At 31.6% G+C, this 23,493-nt stretch carries 24 protein-coding genes; 1 reads left to right on the forward strand and 23 read right to left on the reverse strand.

Annotated elements, in window-relative coordinates; translation table 11 throughout:
• Window positions 1-13: 13 nt before the first annotated feature.
• From ACJDUG_RS11130 to ACJDUG_RS11140, 3 genes are read right to left on the reverse strand one after another with little or no spacing between them, the layout of a single operon-like run.
• Window positions 14-766, reverse strand: coding sequence for an ABC transporter permease (locus ACJDUG_RS11130; protein ID WP_406769966.1), 753 nt, complete (start codon window positions 764-766; stop codon window positions 14-16).
• Entirely contained in the window at window positions 767-1,498 is a 732-nt protein-coding gene (locus ACJDUG_RS11135; protein ID WP_406769967.1) for an ABC transporter ATP-binding protein, read from the reverse strand.
• A 59-nt stretch (window positions 1,499-1,557) separates the two neighbouring features.
• The gene (locus ACJDUG_RS11140) at window positions 1,558-2,445 is read right to left on the reverse strand and encodes a hypothetical protein (protein ID WP_406769968.1); all 888 of its coding nucleotides are present in this window, start codon (window positions 2,443-2,445) and stop codon (window positions 1,558-1,560) included.
• 529 nt (window positions 2,446-2,974) lie between these two features.
• On the opposite strand from ACJDUG_RS11140, the gene ACJDUG_RS11145 reads away from it, so the two are divergent.
• Window positions 2,975-3,346: a hypothetical protein gene (locus ACJDUG_RS11145; RefSeq protein WP_406769969.1), complete on the forward strand. Its 372-nt coding sequence runs from the start codon at window positions 2,975-2,977 to the stop codon at window positions 3,344-3,346.
• Window positions 3,347-3,493: 147 nt separating this feature from the next.
• On the opposite strand, the gene ACJDUG_RS11150 is transcribed toward ACJDUG_RS11145, so the two are convergent.
• From ACJDUG_RS11150 to ACJDUG_RS11245, 20 genes are all read right to left on the reverse strand, one after another.
• Entirely contained in the window at window positions 3,494-4,393 is a 900-nt protein-coding gene (locus ACJDUG_RS11150; RefSeq protein WP_406769970.1) for a phosphate ABC transporter substrate-binding protein, read from the reverse strand.
• Window positions 4,394-4,757: 364 nt separating this feature from the next.
• A complete protein-coding gene (locus ACJDUG_RS11155) occupies window positions 4,758-5,426 on the reverse strand; it encodes an ABC transporter ATP-binding protein (protein ID WP_406769971.1) in 669 nt (222 codons plus the stop codon).
• Between the two features lie 2 nt (window positions 5,427-5,428).
• On the reverse strand, window positions 5,429-6,664 hold the full coding sequence (locus ACJDUG_RS11160) for a hypothetical protein (RefSeq protein WP_406769972.1): 1,236 nt from the start codon (window positions 6,662-6,664) through the stop codon (window positions 5,429-5,431).
• The gene (locus ACJDUG_RS11165; RefSeq protein WP_406769973.1) at window positions 6,661-7,764 is read right to left on the reverse strand and encodes an ABC transporter permease; all 1,104 of its coding nucleotides are present in this window, start codon (window positions 7,762-7,764) and stop codon (window positions 6,661-6,663) included. The genes ACJDUG_RS11160 and ACJDUG_RS11165 overlap by 4 nt, the downstream gene beginning before the upstream one ends.
• An 81-nt stretch (window positions 7,765-7,845) precedes the next feature.
• Window positions 7,846-8,223 (reverse strand): hypothetical protein, encoded by a 378-nt coding sequence (locus tag ACJDUG_RS11170; RefSeq protein WP_406769974.1) that lies wholly within the window; start codon window positions 8,221-8,223, stop codon window positions 7,846-7,848.
• Between the two features lie 343 nt (window positions 8,224-8,566).
• Entirely contained in the window at window positions 8,567-9,223 is a 657-nt protein-coding gene (gene phoU, locus ACJDUG_RS11175; protein WP_406769975.1) for a phosphate signaling complex protein PhoU, read from the reverse strand.
• A 105-nt stretch (window positions 9,224-9,328) separates the two neighbouring features.
• Window positions 9,329-10,078: a phosphate ABC transporter ATP-binding protein PstB gene (gene pstB / locus ACJDUG_RS11180; protein WP_406769976.1), complete on the reverse strand. Its 750-nt coding sequence runs from the start codon at window positions 10,076-10,078 to the stop codon at window positions 9,329-9,331.
• Window positions 10,079-10,098: 20 nt separating this feature from the next.
• A complete protein-coding gene (gene pstA / locus ACJDUG_RS11185; protein ID WP_406769977.1) occupies window positions 10,099-10,983 on the reverse strand; it encodes a phosphate ABC transporter permease PstA in 885 nt (294 codons plus the stop codon).
• Complete coding sequence (pstC, locus tag ACJDUG_RS11190; RefSeq protein ID WP_406769978.1) at window positions 10,983-11,885, reverse strand: phosphate ABC transporter permease subunit PstC; 903 nt, start codon at window positions 11,883-11,885, stop codon at window positions 10,983-10,985. Before pstC ends, pstA begins: the two co-directional genes overlap by 1 nt.
• A gap of 152 nt (window positions 11,886-12,037) precedes the next feature.
• Window positions 12,038-12,928 (reverse strand): phosphate ABC transporter substrate-binding protein, encoded by an 891-nt coding sequence (locus ACJDUG_RS11195; RefSeq protein WP_406769979.1) that lies wholly within the window; start codon window positions 12,926-12,928, stop codon window positions 12,038-12,040.
• 239 nt (window positions 12,929-13,167) lie between these two features.
• Complete coding sequence (locus ACJDUG_RS11200) at window positions 13,168-14,367, reverse strand: ABC transporter permease (RefSeq protein ID WP_406769980.1); 1,200 nt, start codon at window positions 14,365-14,367, stop codon at window positions 13,168-13,170.
• 21 nt (window positions 14,368-14,388) lie between these two features.
• Complete coding sequence (locus ACJDUG_RS11205) at window positions 14,389-15,591, reverse strand: ABC transporter permease (RefSeq protein WP_406769981.1); 1,203 nt, start codon at window positions 15,589-15,591, stop codon at window positions 14,389-14,391.
• Between the two features lie 13 nt (window positions 15,592-15,604).
• Entirely contained in the window at window positions 15,605-16,297 is a 693-nt protein-coding gene (locus tag ACJDUG_RS11210; protein ID WP_406769982.1) for an ABC transporter ATP-binding protein, read from the reverse strand.
• Window positions 16,297-17,502: an efflux RND transporter periplasmic adaptor subunit gene (locus tag ACJDUG_RS11215; protein ID WP_406769983.1), complete on the reverse strand. Its 1,206-nt coding sequence runs from the start codon at window positions 17,500-17,502 to the stop codon at window positions 16,297-16,299. Before ACJDUG_RS11215 ends, ACJDUG_RS11210 begins: the two co-directional genes overlap by 1 nt.
• Window positions 17,503-17,729: 227 nt before the next feature.
• The gene (locus ACJDUG_RS11220; protein ID WP_406769984.1) at window positions 17,730-18,581 is read right to left on the reverse strand and encodes a YhfM domain-containing protein; all 852 of its coding nucleotides are present in this window, start codon (window positions 18,579-18,581) and stop codon (window positions 17,730-17,732) included.
• Between the two features lie 128 nt (window positions 18,582-18,709).
• Window positions 18,710-19,297, reverse strand: a complete 588-nt coding sequence (locus tag ACJDUG_RS11225; RefSeq protein ID WP_406769985.1) for a hypothetical protein — start codon at window positions 19,295-19,297, stop codon at window positions 18,710-18,712.
• Between the two features lie 170 nt (window positions 19,298-19,467).
• Window positions 19,468-20,724 carry a DUF7922 domain-containing protein gene (locus ACJDUG_RS11230; protein ID WP_406769986.1) on the reverse strand — a complete coding sequence of 419 codons (1,257 nt, stop codon included), beginning with the start codon at window positions 20,722-20,724 and terminating at the stop codon, window positions 19,468-19,470.
• A gap of 181 nt (window positions 20,725-20,905) precedes the next feature.
• Window positions 20,906-21,742 carry a 16S rRNA (adenine(1518)-N(6)/adenine(1519)-N(6))-dimethyltransferase RsmA gene (gene rsmA, locus ACJDUG_RS11235; protein WP_406769987.1) on the reverse strand — a complete coding sequence of 279 codons (837 nt, stop codon included), beginning with the start codon at window positions 21,740-21,742 and terminating at the stop codon, window positions 20,906-20,908.
• A gap of 10 nt (window positions 21,743-21,752) precedes the next feature.
• On the reverse strand, window positions 21,753-22,289 hold the full coding sequence (rnmV, locus tag ACJDUG_RS11240) for a ribonuclease M5 (protein WP_406769988.1): 537 nt from the start codon (window positions 22,287-22,289) through the stop codon (window positions 21,753-21,755).
• Window positions 22,290-22,397: 108 nt separating this feature from the next.
• The gene (locus ACJDUG_RS11245) at window positions 22,398-23,435 is read right to left on the reverse strand and encodes a 3D domain-containing protein (RefSeq protein ID WP_406769989.1); all 1,038 of its coding nucleotides are present in this window, start codon (window positions 23,433-23,435) and stop codon (window positions 22,398-22,400) included.
• Window positions 23,436-23,493: the final 58 nt, after the last annotated feature.

Below are 23,493 nucleotides of genomic sequence, written 5' to 3' on the forward strand. Positions count from 1 at the left end.
TTAAACCTGTATTCTACAGATTCCTTTTATCAAAGAAATAAAACCCTGCACTAAAGAATATTATACCATATGATACAACCATCATAAGGGTATTTATAATTTTAAGTACCCCAACACTACCTGAAAGCCATAAAACGTGCAAATCTAAATAATTCGTAAAGCTTAAACGAAGCACCATTGGAAAAAACATAGATAAAAAGTATAGTGCTATATAAATAAAAATACTGCTTATTAAAGCGGTACTGCTGCTTTTAAAAAATTGTGCTATAAAAACTGCTGTAGTAGTAAGTACTACGCATGGAATAATATCTATGGCATATGCAGCGAAGCTTCTTAAAATCCCGCTAACCATATCTCCTTTTACGCTAAAAAACAAGGCTCCTAAATTTGAGATTATAAAAACTGCCAGTAAGTAAATTATTGTATATGCTGCAATAGCAAGATTTTTAGATAGATATATCTTAAATCTGCTTATGGGCCTTGTTATTGAAAGCTTTAGGGTTTTATGCTGCAGTTCGCCAGATAATACATCTGCTGAAGCTAGAAATATGAATAATGGCAAAAAGATTTTTACGAAAAACCCTAATACTGCTATGGAATAATTTGATCCAATAACAGCTGTAATCCCAAACTTGTTTTGAAATAAATTTAAGACAATAGAAAAAAACAATGTAATTATTGCAGTTAAAGATAAAAAGAATACATTCTTTTTCCTTAAAAACATCTTGTTTAACTCATTAATTGAGTTTTTAATTACAATATTCATTTACGCCTCCATCCTGCTTTCTTTAAGCTGTCTTATAAAGAAGTCTTCTAAGGATTCTTTATTATTATTTAAAATTTCTGAAACTTGACCCTCTCGAATTAATCTTCCGTTATAAATAATTCCTACTCTGTTACAAACAAGCTCAATCTCATGAATTTGATGACTTGAAATAAAAAAGCTTATTCCTTTACTTTCTGCCAAATCTTTTATAGCATTTCTTATTTCTACTACACCCTCTATATCTAATCCATTAGTTGGCTCATCTAAAATAACAAAATCTGGTCTGGCTAATAGAGCTGATGCTATGGCTAATCTTTGCTTCATTCCTAAAGAGAAGTCAGAAACCTTTTCATCTTTATATTTTGATAGTCCCACAAGCTCTAGAACTTCTTCAATGTCCTTTTTATTTACATTTGAGTATAGCCTTGCTGATAGCTTTAAATTATTATATGCACTCATGTATTCATAAGCTGAAGCATCTTCTACAATTGCTCCTACTCTTTTCATTGCTTTTTCAAAATCAGTATTAAGATTGTATTTAAAAATTTTCACCTCACCTTTATCAGCTTTAACTAGTCCAGTGATAATTTTCATTAAGGTTGTCTTTCCAGCACCATTTGGCCCAAGAAAACCATAAATGTCTCCTTTATATATGTCAAAACTTATATTTTCTATACCTCTGCCATTTTTATATTTCTTGGTAACTTCTTTTACTTCTAAAACTTTTTCCAAGCAATCATCTCCAATTAAAACTAAGCGAGGCAATGCTGCCTCGCTATTTAGTATTAAAACTAATTTCTATATCTAAAATTCTGCTCTGTTACTGTCTTTGTCTGTTTCCCACTTAAATTGACAAAATCTGGTGTAGTATTATTCATGTTAGATATGTTCATATTTACTACAGCCGTTAAATTATGTTCTATACCATTTGCATCTTTTCCAACTAAAGTAACATTGATAACCTGGCTATCTATAATATTATCTTTATTAATATTAGCTGTTACATCTATGCTAGTTACTCTAATATCACTCTCAAGTTTTGGAACATTAACTGTAAAATTACTTCCTAGTTTATTTTCCTTTACTTCAAAGGCGCCTTTATCCTTCATAATAGCTGAAGCTACGGCATTAGCTACAGGTAATACCTGACTTTCAGAAAGCTTAACTGTTACTGTCTTGTTTCCATCAGTATTATTGCTTAATGTAAAGTAACTCTTCATGTTTCCTACTAAAGCATCCACTATGTTAGTTAAGCTTTGCAGCCTTTCAGGACTTATTTTCTCATCTTTTTTGTTAGAAGCTTTATTTTCATTTGATTTGTTAAGCTGAATTACATTATAGACATCGCTATCGCTTGTTTTAGTAATAGTTTTGTCTATTTCCTTAAACACGCTAACAGATTTTTCTATGCTGCCGTTCTTTAAATCTACAGTACTGCTCATAGTTTTATTGTCTAGGTTCACTTTAACCTGTGAATCAGCTGCAATTAAACTATTACCATTGTCCTTTACAGATACGTCTGCCTTACAAGTTAGACTTTTTACATTTTGCATATTAAGTAAAGCTGCTTTGTAGGTGTCGTAACCAGACACTTCATTTGCACTTGCAAAGGCAGTAGTTATGAGCATTGTACCACCAAGTGCCAAGCTAGTGACAAGAGCCACTATTTTTTTGTTCATTACTATCCCTCCTGTTATTCTCTGGGAACTGAATAATTACTAATTGTCCAGCCTCCTGTTTTTAATAATTCTTTCCACAATTCAAGTTTACATTCAGTTTATAAATTACTTATAAAGCAAACCTTAAATATTTATTAAGTTGTACATTTGGGCTTTAAATTCTAAACATAGAAATTGACTTGGAAAGTTCATTTACCATGGCATTTTGTTCTTGAAGGGAACTCTAAGTTTAAAATTTAAAATCTTACTTAATGATATTTTTATTTTATTATTGAATTTAAAATTGATTTTCCTCTCATCATTAATAAATAATATCTTTTAATTCTCACGTAAAATATACCATTTCATAGTTATAGGTAAGAGAAATTCTTGTTAAGTATACGTTAATTTCTAAGAATAATGAATTTAAACTTATTTGAAGTATATTTTACATAGACTTAACATAAACTAAATTTTTAAAAAATATAAAAGTATTATCATATAAACAAGGTAAACTTTGTAGATAATTACCTTGGTGAGGTGAATTCTTATGTTACACAAAACTGACAATTTAATTTTAGCAGATTGTATTTTAAGGCTTCTTAGACTTGATAAAAGATTAAAACCTATAGATGGTTTAATAAAATCATTTATTAAAAATGATCAACAAGGTTTTACTGTGGAGCTTCTAAAATTTAAATTTGGAGATATTATAACTTTCGCAGTTGATAAGGATGGCCAAATTATAGTCTACATATATAATGATGTTCTAGAACTTCTGGATAATAATTTTGAGGCCAAAAAACTGTTTACCTACGATAAATTCATGGATGCAAAAGAATATATTACAAATGCCTTAATTACTTTAATAAAAAACGCTAAAACAAAAAAATTGCCTTATGAGCTCTACAACGCACTTTAAAAAGGCGCGTTGTATTTTTTTATTAACAATAAATAACTAGTAATTACGCCAATTTAATTAATTAATAGGCCATCAATGCAAAACAGCCATCATCGTTAATTTATAATAAAAATAAGACCAGCTTCAAATGAAGCTGATCTTCCTTTATTATCTAGATACTTTCATATCTGCAGTTGGAATATAGCCTAATTTCTCTATAAGTGTTTTTACATCTGCACTGCCCATGTAGTCAATAAATGCTTTTGTTAAATCTTTAGCCTCACCTTTTGTATACATGTGCTCATATGCCCATACAGGATATTTTCCACTTGTTATATTGTCTTTGTTCATTTCAACATTATCAAGCTTTTCTACTTTTACACCGCTTAAGTTAGCTGGATCATTTACATATGAAGATGCTAGGTATCCTATTGAGCCATCTGTTGTTTCTATAGCTTTCTTAACAGCTCCACTTGAATCTTCTGTTAATGCTTTTCCTTGGACTTCATCCTTACCATCTAAAGCGAATTTCTTAAATGTACCTCTTGTTCCTGATGACAATGGTCTGTTTATTATAGTTATTTTCATGTCATCTCCACCAACTTCTTTCCAGTTAGTAATTTGACCAGTGAATATCTTTATTAAGTCATCTTTCTTAATGCTGTCAACCTTAACTTTGCTGTTTACTATTACGCCTATGCCCACAACTGCAACTTTATGATCAACTAATTGTTTTGCTTCTTCTGGCTTTAATTTATCTTCTGCAAACAAATCTGAGTTTCCTATATCTACTGCACCCTGCATAACCTGAGTTAGTCCTGTTCCGCTTCCGCCGCCTTGTACATTTATTGTAGCATCTGGATTAGCATCAGTAAATTTCTTTGCAGCTTGCTCTGCTAATGGTTGAAGTGCTGTAGATCCTGATGCAGTTATTGATCCGCTTACAGTTGCTTTCTTTGTATCATTTGTAGCAGCAGTATTATCAGTTTGCTTTCCACAACCTACAAACATACCTGCAGTCATGGTTACTGCTAATGCGGCCACTAGCACTTTTAAATTCTTTTTCATATTTTAATAACCTCCATCCAAATTAAAAAAATTATTTTTACTCTTTACAAATTTTATTATACAGAAACTGCATTAAACTAATATTATAAGGAGGTTAACTAAAATTAACATAAGTTAAGAATAATACATTTAGGGTAGACCATTACCTACCGAATATAAAAAAAGCATAGTCTTCTATGAAAAAGTTACCAAGTCATAGAAGGATGCTTTAATATAAGAATAAAAACATATGAAACTGAGCCAAGTTGTTTCGTAGCTCCTATTGAAGCTTATATGCCTTTGTTACATGAGAAAATGGCCAATAGGATTGTAAAGAAAACTCTTACTCTACCAATCTAGCTTAATAAAATATCAAAAGAAAAAATTAACTTTTTATACTCCCGTCCTCTATTGAGATTATTCTATCACACTGTGAAGCAATATTAGAATCGTGGGTTACTATTATTATGGTTTTATTTTCTTTATTTATTTCTTTAAAAATATCTATTACTTGTTGTCCCATTTCTCTATCTAGCGCCCCTGTTGGTTCATCAGCTAAGATTATTTCTGGATTATTCATCAAAGCTCTTGCAATAGATACCCTCTGACATTGCCCACCAGATAATTCTGTAGGATATTTGTTAAACTTATCCTCAATATTTAACTTTCCTAACATTTCTTTAACTTTTTGCTTTTTATTTTTCATAGCTACATCACTATAATCTAATGGTATTTTTATATTCTCATAAACTGTATAATCATCTAGCAATGCAAAATTTTGTACTATAAATCCAAATTTTTGATTTCTTATTTTTGCAAGTTCCTTTGCTTTTAGCTTACTAGTATCTACTCCATCTATTAAATATTCTCCAAAGCTTGGTGAATCCAAGCATCCTAAAATATTCAATAGAGTTGTTTTACCGGAACCTGATGGTCCAACTATAGCTACTAACTCACCAGCATTTATAGATAAATCAATACCCTTTAGGGCATTTACCTTATTCTCATCTTTACCATAAAATCTAGATATAGCTTTCATACTAATTAACTCCATAATTACTCTCCTTTTATTAAATAATTCAGCCTATTTTTCCTTATATTGTGAATAGGAACCATTGCTACAATTATCATAATAATAAAAATTATTATTACACTTTTTTCAAATGCTCCAAAATCAAACTTAATTATTTCAAATAATACTCGAACCTGAGCTCTCTGGAGATAATAAAAGGCCAATACTGTTGACATGATTAGTAAATATAAATTTTCTAAAAGTATCCTTATATATATATCCATGTATGTTGCTCCATGCATTAAATGTACTGAAAATTCTTTTCGTCTAGCATTAATCCTATTTATAAAAATAGCGAGTAACCCTATAACAACAAAAAACATAATTATATATACAATTAATATTTTGATATTAGCATTATAGGTTATCGTATTTACAAAATTAGTTATAGCATCACTTGGATTGTTGATAGATAACTTTATATCACTTTTTTTTGATAATTCCTTTATATCGTTTTGTATATAAGAAAAACTTATATTTTTGCTATTATCACAAACTAACAAAGCATTATTTAGATTTGCAATTTGGATTTGATAGGGAATAGGGCATATAATATATGTATTTAAATTTTTAGCTCTACTTGGATCATATATGCCTTTGTCCAAATAGAATTGATTTTGCCTTAAAAAACCTACGACTTTTAATGTTTTATATTTAGTTTTAATTATATCATTTAACTTAAAAAAACTCTTGTATGAATCTCCCAAGATTACAGGTTCTAATTTTTCTTTGGTATCATCATCATTCAATTTAGTATAGTCAGTAAATTCACTTAAATTTCCCTGTGAAAGCTTAATATCAAAAACGCTAAAGAAATTTGAACTACACTGAAGTGAATTAATTAGTTTATATTTGTCGATTTGAATATAATCATTATCTATAAACTGGCTATTATTTTGAAAAACATCCATAAATACTTCCCCAGGCGTAACTGTTACTAAGCTGTAATTTTCCACAATTGCTGAATAAAATTCACCAAATTTGCTAGAATCCAAACTGTCTTTTAATAGGTCTTGCGCAGAATTATAATTTGATATAAATGTATATATCGTTTTATCCTTTGTAATTTTCTGAATTAAATCTAATTTACCATATTCATAATTTCTTATTTCATTTACCCTATATAATAGTATAATAGATAGTATTATTTGAACCAATATTATTAATTTAAAAATTATACTATTTTTAAATTCCCTAAAAGAATACCATAAATTATTCATTTTAGTCTTCCTTTCATAATAATTATCGGTTGAACTTCTCTTGCCTTTATAAGTGGTATTATAGCAGCTAAGAGACCAATAAGCATAAATATTACTGTAGCAATTGTTACATTTTCTATATATATATCAAAGGAGAAATTCGGAAACATAGCAGTCAATACTTTTCTAAAGAAACCGTGTAAAGTTATTCCAATTACTACAGAAATTAATACACCTATCTCATATCTTATTACTATTAGCTTTGCTATATTAAAATTTGTTGCTCCATATGCTTTTCTAACTCCTATCTCTTTTACGCTCTTATCAATCCAGAAATATACAACAATGATTAAGTTTAATAAGCCAAATCCAAATACTATCTCAAAAATAAATATAAAATCCTGATAATTTTGAAGTAAATCCTTTATACTTATTTTCTTGTCATTAAAATCACTACTAACAAATTCTAAGGTAGTATTATTATTTATCCCTACTTTCTGATACATTTTTAAAATATTATTTAAATCTATTTTATTAGATACATTTAAACTCCACGTTGCCCTTTTATCTGAATAATAATCCATAGATTTCATATTTATTAAAAAGGTATCATCATAGCCTGTTTTATTACTATTATTCCCTAATATACCTATAACCTTATATTTAATGTCGTCTATTATAAAGTAATCAATGCCATTTTCCTTTATAATGTATTGTGTTAGATTTTTCCCAACTAATATAAGCTTTTCATTTGATTTTATTTGGTCTAGTGTGAATGCTCTGCCTTTAAGAATAGGAAGCTTATTATCTATATTGTAATTATAATATATGGATTTCCCAAACAAAGTATTATTCTGCAAATATTTAGGCACAGGATTGTATTCTAAATAAATATTAGATTTGTTATAATCGCCAAGAACTTGTACTAGGCTATCAAAAGATATCTTTTGAGAATCTGTAAACTTAAAATACTTTGTTTCACTATTTTTCAAGGCATTTAATTCCCTATTATTTTTATAATCAGTTAGTATAATGCTAGTTACTAATGAAAAAGTAAATATTATCAACGAAAATATCATTATTACATATATAAGATTTTTATATTTTTTCAAATTTATCATAAGCATCACCTTTGCAAAATAGGTTATGGTTTCCCATAACCTATTTATTTAAATTATCTGTATTAATTACCATAAGAAAGTTTAGTATAGCCTGCAAAATGTTCTTGAAGTTCCGCTTGCAGTACCAATACTTCCGTAAGCATTATATCCTCCACTCATACTTTGTGTTCCTGAACACGCATATGAAGTACCGGTACTTGATTTTCCATTACCAATTAGATATCCGCCATAATTAACAATCTCTACATACGCATATACAGATTCGGTACCCGAAACTCTATAGCACTTAGTTTCTGCATAGCAGCCATACTGTGTACTTTCTCCATCAACAGCTCCTTTATACTGTGTACCACCGCCAGATATTCCAGCAACTGTTGCGCCTTGATCAGCGTAAGCAATTAAACTCACTGAAGCTAAAACTGCAACCATTAAAAATAACGATGTAATAATTTTTTTCATAACAACCTCTACTTTTATAATTATTTATATTTTTGTTTTCAAGCTTGTCCACAATTGTAGTATAACATAAGCCGTTGTATTTTTTTGTAATATCTGGTTGTAATAATCTTGTTCTTTATCGTATTTTTCCGACATATAAATACATCTGTATTTTATTGTAAATTATATTATTTCTCATTTATTTTTTTATAAATTTACCCAATTCAGCCTCAAAGCAATTAGCTTTACTGAATCCCTTGTCTAACGGAGGCTTTCTAAATACAAAAGCACATCCAAGTAAAAACTAAATTGCCTCCTGTCAATAAGACAAGAGGCAATTCAAACTCGGATGTGCTTTTTCTATCTATTCATTTAAATCCTTTTGTTCGCCTGTAACTAAATATATAGTCCACTCACATATATTAGTGGTATGGTCTGCAACTCTTTCAAGGAATTTGCAAACGAACAAGAATTGTGTAGCCTGCTTAATAGTAGTTGAATCCTCTGCCATTAAAGTGAGTAATTCAGTAAATACTCGTTTGTAAATAGCATCAATTTCATCATCCATTTTACAGGTTGCATAAGCTTTCTCTACACTGCCCATTACGTAGGCATCTAGTGAAGACTTTATCATTTCCTTTACTAGATCAGCCATTTTTGGAATGTCTATTAGCTGCTTAATATACTTTTCTCCCTTTAATCTAAAGGTTATCTTAGCTATATCTACAGCATGATCAGCCATTCTTTCTAGATCAGTTACGAGCTTTATTGTAGTAAAAATGGTTCTTAAATCTAATGCAAGTGGCTGCTGAGTGGCAATAAGCCTGATACACTTGTCTTCAATTTCCTTTTGAAGATCGTCTACTAAATCATCATTTTCAACAACCTTGCTAGCTAATTCCGTGTCTTGATTGACCAAAGCCTCGATACATTGATATATTTGTTTTTCCACAATACTTCCCATTCTCAGAATGTCATTGTGAAGTCCATGTAAATTCGTATCAAAGGATCCCCTTGTCATTGAAATTCACCCTCTCAATTCAATAATGCTTTTACTATAAATAGAATAGCTTTATTCCATATTATAGTATACCTTATGTTTTGTAAATATATAATGATACTTTTATTAACCAAATCTACCAGTTATATAATCCTCTGTTCTTTTATCTCTTGGTTTATAAAAAATGTCTTCAGTTTTACCACTTTCAACAATTTCACCATTTAAGAAAAATGCTGTATAATCAGATATTCTGCCTGCCTGCTGCATGTTGTGAGTTACAATAATTACAGTATACTTTTTCTTAAGCTCATCCATTAAATCCTCAATCTTTGCAGTTGATATTGGGTCAAGAGCTGAGGTAGGTTCATCCATTAAAAGTACGTTTGGCTCTACGGCTAAAACTCTAGCTATACAAAGTCTTTGCTGCTGCCCACCTGAAAGACCTAAAGCACTTTTTTTAAGTCTATCCTTTGCTTCATCCCATAACGCTGCTCCTTTTAAGCTCTTTTCTACAATTTCGTCAAGCACAGCTTTATTAGTAGTTCCATGTATTCTTGGCCCATAGGCTATATTATCATATATAGACATTGGAAAAGGATTTGCCTTTTGAAATACCATTCCCACTTTTTTTCTAAGCTCTGTTACATCGTAGTTATTATATATATCTTTTTCTTCGTATAATACTTCTCCATCTATCTTGACACTTTCTATTAAATCATTCATTCTGTTAAGTGTTCTTAGAAATGTTGATTTACCACAGCCAGAAGGTCCAATTAGTGCAGTTACAGACTTTTCTTTTATATCAAGATTAATATTTTTCAAGGCATGAACATTTCCATAATGCAAATTTAAATTTTTTGTTATCATTATACCCATATAAATCTCTCCTATGTTACTTATTTGGTACCTGTATAGGATTTATGAAGCTTTCTGCCTAATAATCTAGCTAGTAGATTAAATAGCAAAACCATAATTACAAGAACTGCAGCTGCTCCGCTTGCTATTTTAGCAGCATCTGGTACTGAAGCCTCTGAATTAAGCTGCCATATATAAACAGCCAAGGTTTCGGCTGGTCTAAATAGGCTGAAAGCAGATGCTTTATTAATAAGACTAACATTGTTAAAACGTAAGGCTGGTGCACTCATACCAGCTGTGTATAAAAGTGCGGCAGCTTCTCCAAAAATTCTTCCTGCAGCAAGTATTATTCCAGTAAGTATTTGTGGAATTGCTGATGGAAGCACAACTCTTCTAATGGTCTGCCACCTTGTAGCACCAAGTCCTAGACTTGCTTCCTTTACACCAGCAGAAGCTGCCTTAATTGAATTTTCACTAACTCTAGTCATAGCAGGAAGATTAATTATGGTTATAGCAAGAGCACCAGAAAGCAAGTTATATCCTCCTGTCATCTTTACAAATATTAAAAGTCCAAATAATCCAACAACTATTGAAGGAAGTGAGGACATTGTTTCAATACACAATCTGATTAAATTTAAAAGACGTCCTTCTTTTGCATATTCAGCTAGATAAATCCCTGCTCCTAAACCAAGAGGAATAGTAATTAAAAGTGATACTACTAAAAGATAAAAAGAATTATAAAGTTGTGGTGCAATGCCTCCTCCTGCCTCCCCAAACTTAGGATTTCCAAAGAGGAAGCTTAAATTAAGGGATTCTCTTCCATTATATATAATATAACCTATGAGGCAGATGAGTAAAAGCAAAACTAATGCTGAAATTATATATAACACTGCAGTAGCTATTTTATCCTTAACATTAGCATTCATTATGCCTCACCCCTCTTTCCTAATCTTCTTACTATAATAATAAATATAAAGGATATAATAAGCAGAATAAATGCCATAGACCAAAGGGCATTATTCCATTCTGAACCAAAGGTAGTATTAGCCATATCCATTGTTAAAATGCTTGTCATAGTTGAAGTTGTGTCAAGCAGATTGCCCGGTATTTTTATTGAATTTCCTATTACCATTTGGACAGCCAAAGCTTCTCCAAAAGCCCTTGCTATACCTAAAACTACCCCTGTTAAAACTCCACTTTTAGAAGCTGGAATAATAACCTTGCTTATTGTCTGCCATCTTGTAGCTCCTAGTCCATATGAAGCTTCTACGTAATCTCTTGGTATAGTTTTAATTGCATCAGAAGCAATACTTGTTATGGTAGGTAGTATCATTATACTCAATACTAAAATACCTGCTAAAAGACTAAATCCTAACCCGCCAAAGCCTTTTTTGATGGCAGGAACCAAAATTGAAATACCGACAAAACCATATACAACTGAAGGTATACCTACAAATAGCTCCATGGCAGGCTGTATTACTTTTTCTCCAAGCTTTGGAGAAATTAAATTCATAAAAATAGCAAGTGCTATACTTAATGGTGCACTTATTAAAACAGCTCCTATGGAAACAAAAACTGAACCTAATACAAAAATTAATATACCAAACTGAGGTCCACCCTTATCAGGTGATGCATCAGGGGCCCAAATTGTAGAAAATAAAAACTTACCAAATGAATATTTGTCTTGAGTAAAGGTGGCCATTCCTTTTGAAGCGACAAAAATTATAATAGCTAGAGTTAAAATAATAATTAGTATCCCACAGATAATTGCATACCCGCGGCCAATATATTCATTTTTTAGTTTTTTAGTCAAATTATTTTTCATCATAACTTTATCATCCTCATCTACATACTCTGCTTTTATTTCTATCTAGTTATTAGTTAAGTATTGTAAATCATTATCTGAGCTTCTAGCAAAATATATATATAAATTTTTTAAAAGCACATAAGACCGGCTGCCCAGCAGCCAGCCCCTTTGTATTATCTAGTAACCTTCATATCAGCAGTTGGAATGTAACCCAACTTTTCAATAAGTGTCTTAGCATCTGAACTGCCCATATAGTCTATAAATGCTTTAGTTAAATCTTTAGCCTCACCTTTGACATACATGTGTTCATATGCCCAAATTGGATACTTTCCACTTGTAATGCTATCCTTATTCATTTCTACATCGTCAAGTTTTATTACCTTAACCCCAGTTAAATTTGCTGGATCGTATACGAAGGAAGATGCAAGATAGCCAATTGAGCCTGAAGTTGTTTCAATGGTCTTCTTTACAGCGCCGCTTGAATCTTCTGTTAAGGCCTTTCCTTCAACCTCATCTTTTCCATCCAATGCATATTTCTTAAAGGTAGCTCTAGTTCCTGAAGATTTTGGTCTGTTTATTATGTTTATTGGCATATCATCTCCGCCAACTTCTTTCCAGTTAGTTATTTGACCTGTAAATATCTTAATTAAATCATCCTTTTTTATATTATCTACTTTAACCTTGCTGTTTACTACGATTGCTATTCCTACAACAGCAACCTTATGGTCTGTTAATTGCTTTGCTTCCTCAGGTTTTAATTTATCCTCTGCAAATATGTCAGAGTTACCTATATCTACTGCACCCTGCATAACTTGAGTAAGTCCTGTTCCGCTTCCACCACCTTGAACATTTATAGTGGCGTTTGGATTAGCATCACTAAATTTTTTTGCAGCCTGTTCAGCTAAAGGCTGTAGTGCTGTGGAACCAGATGCAGTTATTGAACCGCTAACTGAACCTGTACTGGAACTTCCCTGACCTGCGCTGCTGCCGCAGCCAACTAATAGGCCTGTTGAAATAGTTATTGATAGTGCCATAATTAATAGTTTTAAATTATTTTTTTTCATTTTAAATTATCCTCCGCGAAAATTTAAATGTTCAATTCTATTGTTTATGATTTTATTGTACAGGTTCTACGTTAATGAAATATTATAGCAATGTTAAATAAACTTAACAGTAAAATGTAGAATTTGTAAAAACTGATGATTGATTACAAAAAAAATTACAAAGGCTAATATTATTATTTTCATATGCAAATAAAAAATGCATTCATAAATTAATTTATGAATGCATTTCATTTCATTTATTATTCATATCTTAAAGCATCAATTGGATTTAACATTGCAGCCTTTCTTGCTGGATATATTCCAAAGAAAATACCTACTGCAGAAGAAAAGATTAGTGTTCCTGCTATTACTAGGTACGAAATACTTGGTATAACTCCTATAAAATAACCTGCAATTTGAGCTATAGCTATCCCGGAAACAATACCTATTACTCCTCCTATAATGGACAATATTACAGCCTCCATTAAAAATTGAAATAAAATATTACTAGTAGTAGCTCCAATAGCTTTTCTAATTCCTATTTCCCTAGTTCTTTCAGTTACCGAAACTAACATAATATTCATTACACCAATTCCACCTACTATTAGGGAAATTGCTGCTACAGCCCCAATAAAACCTGTAAAAATTCCTAATACCTGATTTAATTGTGCCATATTCTTAAAGGAATTATCTACGCTGTAGATTTCTTGATTTTTATTGTTATGTCTCGCTTCTAATATACTCTTTGCTGCATCTCCAGTGATTTCAGTGGTATTTTTAGAAGAAGCAGAAATGCTCATACTAGTAATAGTAAAATTATTGGAGTACATGGTCTGTAAAAATGTAATTGGCATATATAAATTAATGGATTTATTAAAGTTACCAAATAAATTAGTGTTTTTCCGAACTCCGATAATAGTAACCTTTGTATTTGCTGATAATGCTCCTATTTTTACCGTTTTTCCAATGCAATCCTCGTAGCCAAACAGAGTTTTGGCAGAACTGTCATCTATAACTGCCACTGCTTTAGCCTCATTTACATCCCTATTATTAAAGAACCTTCCATAGGAAATTTCTAAATTCTTTAGACTTACATAATCTTCATCTGCGCCTGTAAACGTAGCTTGCACTGTCTTTTTATCTGTTGTAATTAATCCACGTTTACTTACAGAAACTCCCGCATAAATTGCTGTTTCTACTCTATCCTTAACTGCTTTTACATCAGAAAGTGTGATATAATCAGTATTTTGCGCCTTAGAGGTATCTACAGAAATACTTACAGCTGTAGCTCCAAGAGATAGGAACTCATCATTTACTTTATTTTGTCCTCCTTGTCCTAAAGCCACTATTGTAATAACTGAACTGATACCAATTATTATACCTAGCATGGTAAGAAAGGAGCGCATTTTATTAGATTTTATGCTTTCAAGAGCCATCTTGAAATCTTCAATAATTTTCATAATATCTCATCCTTGTCTTCCTTATTCATATCTTAGAGCATCAATAGGATTAAGCTGCGCTGCCTTCCTTGCAGGATATATTCCAAAGAATATTCCAACAGCTGAGGAGAATAAAATTGCACCTAAAATAGCTGTTATTGATAAAGAAGGTACAATATTAACAAAATATCCTATTAACTGTGCTAAGGATATGCCAAGAATCATGCCTATTAATCCACCTATAAGTGAAACGATAACTGATTCCGTCAAAAATTGAAATAATATTGTTTTCGTTGTAGCTCCAATAGCTTTTCTTAAGCCTATTTCCCTTGTTCTTTCAGTAACCGATACAAGCATAATGTTCATAACTCCTATTCCTCCTACAACCAGAGAAATTGCAGCTACGGCACTTATAAAGGTTGTAAATATACTAAGAGCATTATTAACTTGATCTAAAGATTGAAGGAGGCTTGTTACAGTATATACATCCTTCCCCCTGTTATTATGCCTACTTTCTAAAATATTTTTAGCACCATTACCTGCGGCTTCACCAGCATCCTTTGAAGAAGCCATGAGAGAAATGGTGTCCATAGTGAAATCTCCTGAGTACATTTCCTTCAAAACTGTAATGGGTACATCTATAAAGGAAGGTGCATTAGGATTTGCCGCAAACATATTTCCAGAACTTCTAACGCCAATAATGGTTACAGTTTTGTTTGCATTCAAAGTGCCAATTTTTATGGTTTTTCCAACTACATCCTCATAGCCAAAGAGTGCCTTTGCAGTATTATCATCTACAACAACTACGTTCTTACTTTCATCAACCTCTTTGTCATTGAAAAACCTTCCATAGGTAATATCATAATTATTTATGCTTGAAACATCTGAGTTACCGCCAAGCAAAATTGCCATTTTAGATGTTGAAGCTGAAGCCACCTGACCTCTTTTAGTAGAAGTTATGCTGGCATACTTAACTGCATCTACTTTACTCTTAATTTGCTTAACATCTTCAAAGGTAAAATAATCCTCTATCTGCGCTTCTGTGGGATCAATCCCTATATTAACAGTTGCAGCTCCAAGCTTTTCAAATTGGGTATTTATTGAGTTTTTGCCTCCCGCACCGAGAGATTCTATGGTTATAACCGAACTTATACCAATAATTATACCAAGCATAGTCAGGAAGGAACGAAGTTTATTAGCTTTAATGCTTTCTAGAGCCATTTTAAAATTTTCAACAAAATTCATTTCTTTACCACCTTTATAAAAGGATTCTATCTTTCACTTCTTCATCAGAGATAATTTCTCCATCCCTAAACCTTACAATCCTTTTGCAGTGCATTGCAATATCTGGCTCATGAGTAACCATTATAACTGTTGCCCCTTCATTATTAAGCTCTTGAAATATCCTCATTATTTCTATTGAAGACTTTGTATCCAAGTTTCCTGTAGGCTCATCAGCCATAATTACAGCCGGGTCATTTACTATAGCCCTTGCAATTGCTACTCTCTGCTTTTGTCCACCTGAGATTTCATTTGGTCTATGCTTGATTCTATCGCTTAGGCCTACTTTATCAAGGGCCGTCATAGCTTTCTCTCTTCTTTGCTTTGCTGGAATTCCTGCGTAGGTCATAGGAAGTTCTACATTTTCTAAGATATTCATTCTCGGCAGCAAATTAAAGGCTTGAAATACAAAGCCAATTTCTTTATTTCTTATATAAGCAAGCTCTTTATCATTTAAATTGGTTACTTCATTGCCATTCAAAATATATTTTCCGCTGTCAAATCTATCAAGGCAGCCAAGAATATTCATAAATGTAGATTTTCCTGATCCAGATGGTCCCATTATTGCTGTGAACTCACCTTTTTCTATTTTTAGATTAATATTCTTAAGTGCTGTAAAATCAATATCTCCTGTCACGTATTTTTTAACTATGTCCTTAACCTCTATCATTATTTACCAACTCCTGATTCTTTTACGAAGCTGCCGTCATGAATGGAGGCGCTTGGATTTAGTATTACACTATCTCCCTCATTTACTCCGCTTATAATCTGTACATCTGTGTCAGATTGAATTCCTAGCTTAACTTCCTTTTCGTAAGCCTTATTTCCTTGAACAACATAGACATAATTTTTATCATTCTTATCAGTTTTTATTGCCTCAACAGGTACCATCAATACGCTATTTGCTTCTCCTAAAAGTATATCTACATCATTGTCAAAGCCTACCTTTAAGTCATTTCCTGGATTTGTAATATCTATTTCCACATTTAAGCTGCTATCTGTTCCTGAAGCTGAAACCGTCTGCTTGGCTGCAGGGTCTATAAAAGAAACCTTGCCATTATATTGATTATTTTGAGTTTTAATTATGGCAGTTTGACCTAAAGAAAGCTTTGCGGCATCATATTTGCCAACAGAAATAACACCTTTTAAATTGCTTAAGTCCTGTATAGTTATAGCTGCCATTGCAGGATTACCAGTAGAACCTACCACTGCATTTACTGCTGTTACCACTCCATCAAAATCAGCTGTTATAGAATCTGAATTTTTAGCTAGACTTGTTTTTGCATTATCTAAGGTTATTTTAGCAAGTGCAATTGAATTATCAGCCTGCTTTAGCTGCTCATTAGAAAATGGAAGTTTTAAAGAATCCCTAGTCTGCTTTAATTGCAAACTCTGACTTTGAAGAGCAGATATATTTGCAATATCCTGAGGATTTTTACTTGATTCAGCAGCTGAAATCTTGGCATCTAAATCAGCTATTTGCTTATTTAAATCTGATATTTTGTTGTTCATATCATTATTTGCATTAACTTCACTTTGTTTTGCAAGTACCGCATTATCATATTGAATTTGCGCTTGTTTAACTGATGAATTTAAATCAGGTGTATCATATTTAACTAGAACCGCGCCACTTTTTACTGTATCTCCAACCTTTACATTAACTGCTGATACTTTTCCTGATAGTCCATAATAATCCTTGCTGTTTTTAGATTTAATAGAGGCAGTAGTAGATAAATAGGATTTAATATCTCCTTTTACAGCCTTTGTAGTTTTAATTGAGGTATACTTAAGCTTGTTTTGGCTTTGAACTCTAAGAAAAATTACTCCTCCTATTACAACTATTATAATTGCCCATATAACATATTTCTTTTTCATAGTTCTCTCCTCTGCTCTTTTTTCTTTTAAGTAAATTAATAATTTTTATGTGAATTTTATTTTAAGCTTCATAAAAAAATCTTTTAAAATTATTATTATTGCCAACCATTTAATTATACAAGCCTTTAATTTACTTTTCTATAAAGACCTCTTGAATTAATATTTATTTAATAACTAAAATTTATTTAAAATAATAGCCCTAGAATTAACTAGGGCCTTTAATAAGGCTACCATTCAGGTGGCTTCTTTTCAACTACGGTGGTAGTCCAGTTACCTGTCTTATCTGTATCTTGTATTGTAATATAATACTTTTTCTGGCTATTGTTTTGTTTATTAGTAAAAGTTATTTCACCCTTGTAAATAAAAGTTTTGTACCCTATAGTTTTAATTTCCATAACTGTATCATAGGACTTGGTTTGAACATTTGCAGTGGAAGGAGGCATAAGCTCTGCGCTGCTGACTCTTGAAGCTAGATTCGCTTTAAAATCTTCTAAATCTGTGGAAAAAATAAATTTTGCAGCTTCCACATCATTATTCAAATTAATTCCTATGGTTTTCCCTTTTCCATTTCCTTTGGCATAAGCATCTGCTTGATCTAATAGCAGCCCATAATAAATTTTGTTAAAATCCTTAGGTTTTCTTATGTTCCAAAAATTCTTAATTATATCGTTGTCAATTCTTTTAGAAACAACATAAATCTTATCAGAACTATAAAGATTTCCTGCATCCTTTTTATCAAGTCCTGCTATATAATTAAACTTATAAATTTTACTTGAACTTTCCTCCATTTGAAACTCATAATCGGGATCTAATGTGGATTTATTAGTAACTTCCTTTGCTGTTGATAAAATATCATAGAGATCAGCAATAGCTTTTTTATCCGTTACAACAAATCTGAACCCAGGATCCCTCACATTTTGTATTACTATTTTTTTAATTTTTCCTTGCTTAATATATTCAAAATCATTATTCTTCATACCTAGTTTAATTTTTAAAGCATCCACCTTAGTACAGCCATATAATAGGGGCGTTACTAAAATAATTAATAATATACTTATGAAACGTTTCTTAATAATCAACGTTTATTCTCTCCTTATCCTTAAGCTTAAATTAAATTTGAAAAATCCTTAATAAATAAGAGAAGCTTAAAGCTTCTCTTATTTCATTAAATAAAATTATAATACTATAAAACTATTAAAGCAATGTTTTATTCGTTTTGTTCAAAGGTATCTACAATTGCCTTGAAAATAGTTGGCATATTTTCTTTAAAATTTATATCCCTAACATAAAAGGCAAATCTAATAAATTTGTCCTTGTCCTTTATAAAATACTCATAACCTTTATAATTTCCTTCCTTAGAGGTCGTCATGCTATATGTGATTAAGTAACCATCATGCTTTTTTACTACAATAGGAGCTATTTTATACTCTGTATATTCAGCATACTTTTGATTCAGCTTTTGACTTTTATCTAAAAAGCTTTTTAAATCTTCATTGATTGACCAAACTTGCACAAACCCATGAATAATTCCATCCTCAGATTTAAAATCATTATGATATAAAACTTCACTTCCCGAAAAGCTCTGCCTCTTTGTCTGCCAATTAGAAGGTAACTTATAGCTGAATCTTACTTCTGGAATATCATATTTCTTTAAAGAATTTATATTACTTTGAATTAAGGCAGCATATTTCAATCTTCCATCAAATTTATTTTCTAACCCAAATAGGACTAACATTAATCCTATAATAATGACAGTCACTCCAAGCCTCTTTTTATTTACAATAATTAATTTCATTTACATCCCCCAAGCGTATGTTTACTCAATAAATTATATGTACAAGCTCATTTAATTATGAATGTGGAAATAAAAGTTGAAGAATGATGAATAAACATGTCTTTTTCTTAAACACCTTCATTCTTCATTCTTCATTAACCCTTCTTTTATTGTTCATTTATCATAATTGGTTATCTAATGGGAATAACAATTGTAGAATTATTAAAATCATAAAACATTAGCCAATAACCCATACTATCTTCATTTTCCTCGTGAGGAACTAGCGGAACCCAAGTAACAAAGCCTGATTTCCCGCCAAAAGGCTGATCCATCCTAGCTTTAGTTCCGGGAATACCATAAATAAAATACTTCATATTATTGTCCTTATCAAATTTATATCCCATAAGATAGTGTTTATGTTTCCCTATATAAGGGTAGTAATTCGTCATAGGATTGTATACTATGGTGTGTCTGCTATAATCACTGCAGCTATGCATATCTTCTGGTCCGTTTACAGGTACCTTATACCATTTACATCTTTTTATTTCATTAAAATAGCCTTCTAATTCTTCAAAATCTGAAACTAGATTTCTAAAGAAACTGCCCACTTCCCCTGAAAAATAGTTATCCTCATACCCCTTTTGATTTTTCGTTTTATGTCTTAGATCCTCATTGTTATAGTATTCATCTTCATTTAACAGCGGATATTCCTCTTCTGCATTATTTATAACATCGTCATCAATTTCTTCTTGCTCCTCTGGGAGTGTATTAATTTCTTCTTCTGAATCTAAAATCTCTCTCAAAGATTCTTCTTCGTTATTCTTAGCTTCTTCAATCTTCTTTTCATATTCCTCAAAAATATTTTCTCTTTCCTTTTCTATTTCAACTTGATTTAAAGTTTCAACTGGTTCTATAGGTTCAACAGGCTCTATACGCTCAATTGGTTCTATAATCTCAACTGGTTCTATAGGTTTTACCTCTGCTCTTACTTCCTGTAATACTTCATCTTTCTTATTTTCATCCTCTGTGATTTCAAAGTTCTTCCATTCAGGTATGTCAGTACTTGTAAATCCGCTCATAACAGAAATTAAGCTAGTATTCATAAGCCTAACAATAGCTGCTCCTACAACTTTATCAACACCAATACTGCTGTTTGCCACATTATCTGTAGGATACTCATAAAAAACTTCAGTCCTGCCATACTCATCTATGTTCATTTCCCCAATTCTAATTATCTTCTTTACATCTTTTTTATTGCAGATTAAAACCATGAGATAAGGTGTGCTTTCTTTCTTTAAGTTTTGAACATAGTAAGATATTTTACATTTATCGTTTTTTATTTCTAACTTAGCATATCCAGAAGGTAATTTATCTGAGCCTAGAGCATAGCCTTTCTCATCTTCCTGTAATATAATAAAATATCTGCTGTAACTCTTTTTTTGCGTCAACTCTTGTCCCTCCAAAAAATTTATTCAATATAGTATATGAATGCAGATAATAAAAGTGAACAAATATATAATAAAAAAACAACAGGACCTATTCCTGTTGTTTTTTTAACACAATATTTCACTATTTTAATTGGATAATCTATAATGAGTAATTAGAATAATAAAGAAAGCTAAGATAAAATCACTGCCTTATTTCATAAACAGCGTCAGCTAAATTTGCAAACTCCTGAAGTGAAAGGGTTTCCCCTCTTCTTTTAGGGTCTACCTTTGCCTTTAGAAATGCTTCTTTCATAAGTTCACTATTTACACCTAAATTTTTCATAGCATTCCAAAGTGTTTTTCTTCTCATATTAAAGGCCTCACGTGATATCCTAAAGAATAGCTTTTCATCCTTAACCCGAACACTAGGACAATCTAATTTATTTAACTTTACAACTATTGAATCCACCTTAGGCTGAGGAATAAAGCTAGCAGGTGTTACCTTCCTTATAACTTCAGCAGTGCAGTAATACTGCGTTAAAATAGAAAAGGCACCATATTCTTTTGTATTAGGGTCTGCTGCTATTCTCTCTCCTACTTCCTTTTGAATCATGATAGTTAAGGATTTAAAATTGTAACCTTCAGTTAAAAGCTTTACTATTATGGGTGTTGTAACATAATAGGGCAGATTAGCCACTACTTTTACAGATTTCTCTTCTCCTATAAGCTCATTAAAATTAACTTTTAAAGCATCCTTATGGATAAGCTGAAAATTATCAAAATTCTTTAACTCTTCATTAAGTATTGGAAGAAGGTCAGCATCCAATTCTATGGAGCAGACTTTTTTAGCCTTCTTTAATAATTCTCTAGTAAGAGTACCTACTCCAGGTCCAATTTCGATAATAAAATCCTCTTTATTTACATCTGCACCTTTTACAATATCCATAAGTACACTATCATCTATGAGAAAATTTTGTCCAAGGCTTTTAGTAAATTTAAAACCGTATTTTTTAACTATATCCTTAGTAGATAATTCCATATTTTTTCTCCTATATATTTATGCGCTTTATAGCTTCAATAAACTCTTCTCTTGTTATACCATAGTTATTAAGTCTAGTAAGGAATTGATTAGAGTTACAGTACCCTATACCAAGCTCCTTGCCCAAGGCATCTCTTCTTTCCTTAGCTTTGTTGTCCCCTGTGAGTTTAAAAAATACCAAGTCTTGAATATTAAATTCCTCTCTTTTTTCTTTCACTTCACATTTTGCTAAGTTAAGGGCTCTTAATATAGAGTCTGGTGAGGCATTTTCAACACCTATATCATCGCCTTTTAATCCTTCCTGCTTTGTTATATAAGCATGTTTAATACCCTGTACTCTTTTAGCAATAATCCTTCTTATTTTATCTCCTGCATAATCTGGATCGGTAAGTATGATAACCCCTTGTCTTTTTTGAGCTTCTTTTATTCTAGCGATAACTTTTGCATTTATTCCAAAACCACCAACTGCAATTATTTCAGCATCTACTGCTCTCTTAACAGCAGTTATGTCATCTCTGCCTTCAACAACAATTACTTCTTTAATCATGGATCCTCCTATAGAAATTTAAATGTACTTTTTATGCTTATTATATTTTGAATTAAGTGTTTATAATTGTCAAGGCAAAAAAAATTAGGAGACCTATGCTCCTATTTTTTACTTCAAGATATATACATTTACGTTTCTTACTCCCCAATTAAAACATTCACTATCTGTTTCAAAAAATACATCAATAGCATTTCCTTTTATGGCACCCCCAGTGTCCTCCGCTACAGCATACCCATAACCTTCAATAAAAAGCTTTGTTCCAAGCGGAATAACACGAGGGTCTACGGCAACTGAACTGTAGCCCTTAGCGTCTCTTTTTGCAATAGTTCCTGAAGCGGTTTTTCCATAATTCTTATCACCAGGTCTCTTGCCTGTACTTGAAAAACCAGCAGAATAAGCTGTCGCTCTGGCTCTAAAGGATGATTTAAACATAACATCTCCACCGCGGGACAAACTTACTGTTGAAAGTGTACCTACAGCAACTATCTTTTGAACTGGCTGTTTTGTTATAGTTTCATCAATAATATCTCTTTTTATTTCTTTGCCATTTTCATATACTAACTTTGTAGTAATAACTTTCTCGCCTTCCTGACCATCTTGAAGTACTTTGGTTGAACCTTTCTTTGCATTCTCATCTTTTTTTACAACAGTTGCAAAATCTAAAACCTGCTTTTCCTCTAAAATTTTTGTTTCAACCCTAGTCACTATTAATTTTAATCCTTCCTTCACTACTGCGTCCTTTGATGGAGTTACCTTGTCTTCTTCAAATATTTTTATTCCCTCTGAATTAAACATTTTGTCTGCAGTAGCTTCTGTTGTTTTAATATTAAGTTCCTCACCATCAACTTCTACTGTTACATTAACAGCTTTTTTAATGTCTATTCTGTCATTTTTTTGGAGTTTATTGTTTATACTTGGCGTTGTCTTATCCTTAGCTCCTAAGACTATGTTGTTTACCTTTAAAGCATCCTCAAAGGTGCTCCTAAAGGTAGTTATTTTTGTCTCTTTACCGTCTATGGCTACTATTATAGTTTTTCTATTGGCATCTATACCTATTGTAACGCTCATTAAAAACAGCATTACCATAAATATTGCCTTTGGACCATTTGTAAAGCAGCTTTTAAAAGCAGCCTTCAACTTATCCATACTAATTACCTCCCTAAGCAAAAGCGGCACTTTATCCACTAACGCTTGTTATTTCACT

The sequence above is a fragment of the Candidatus Clostridium stratigraminis genome (assembly GCF_045310675.1).
GTDB lineage: Bacteria > Bacillota > Clostridia > Clostridiales > Clostridiaceae > Clostridium_AT > Clostridium_AT stratigraminis.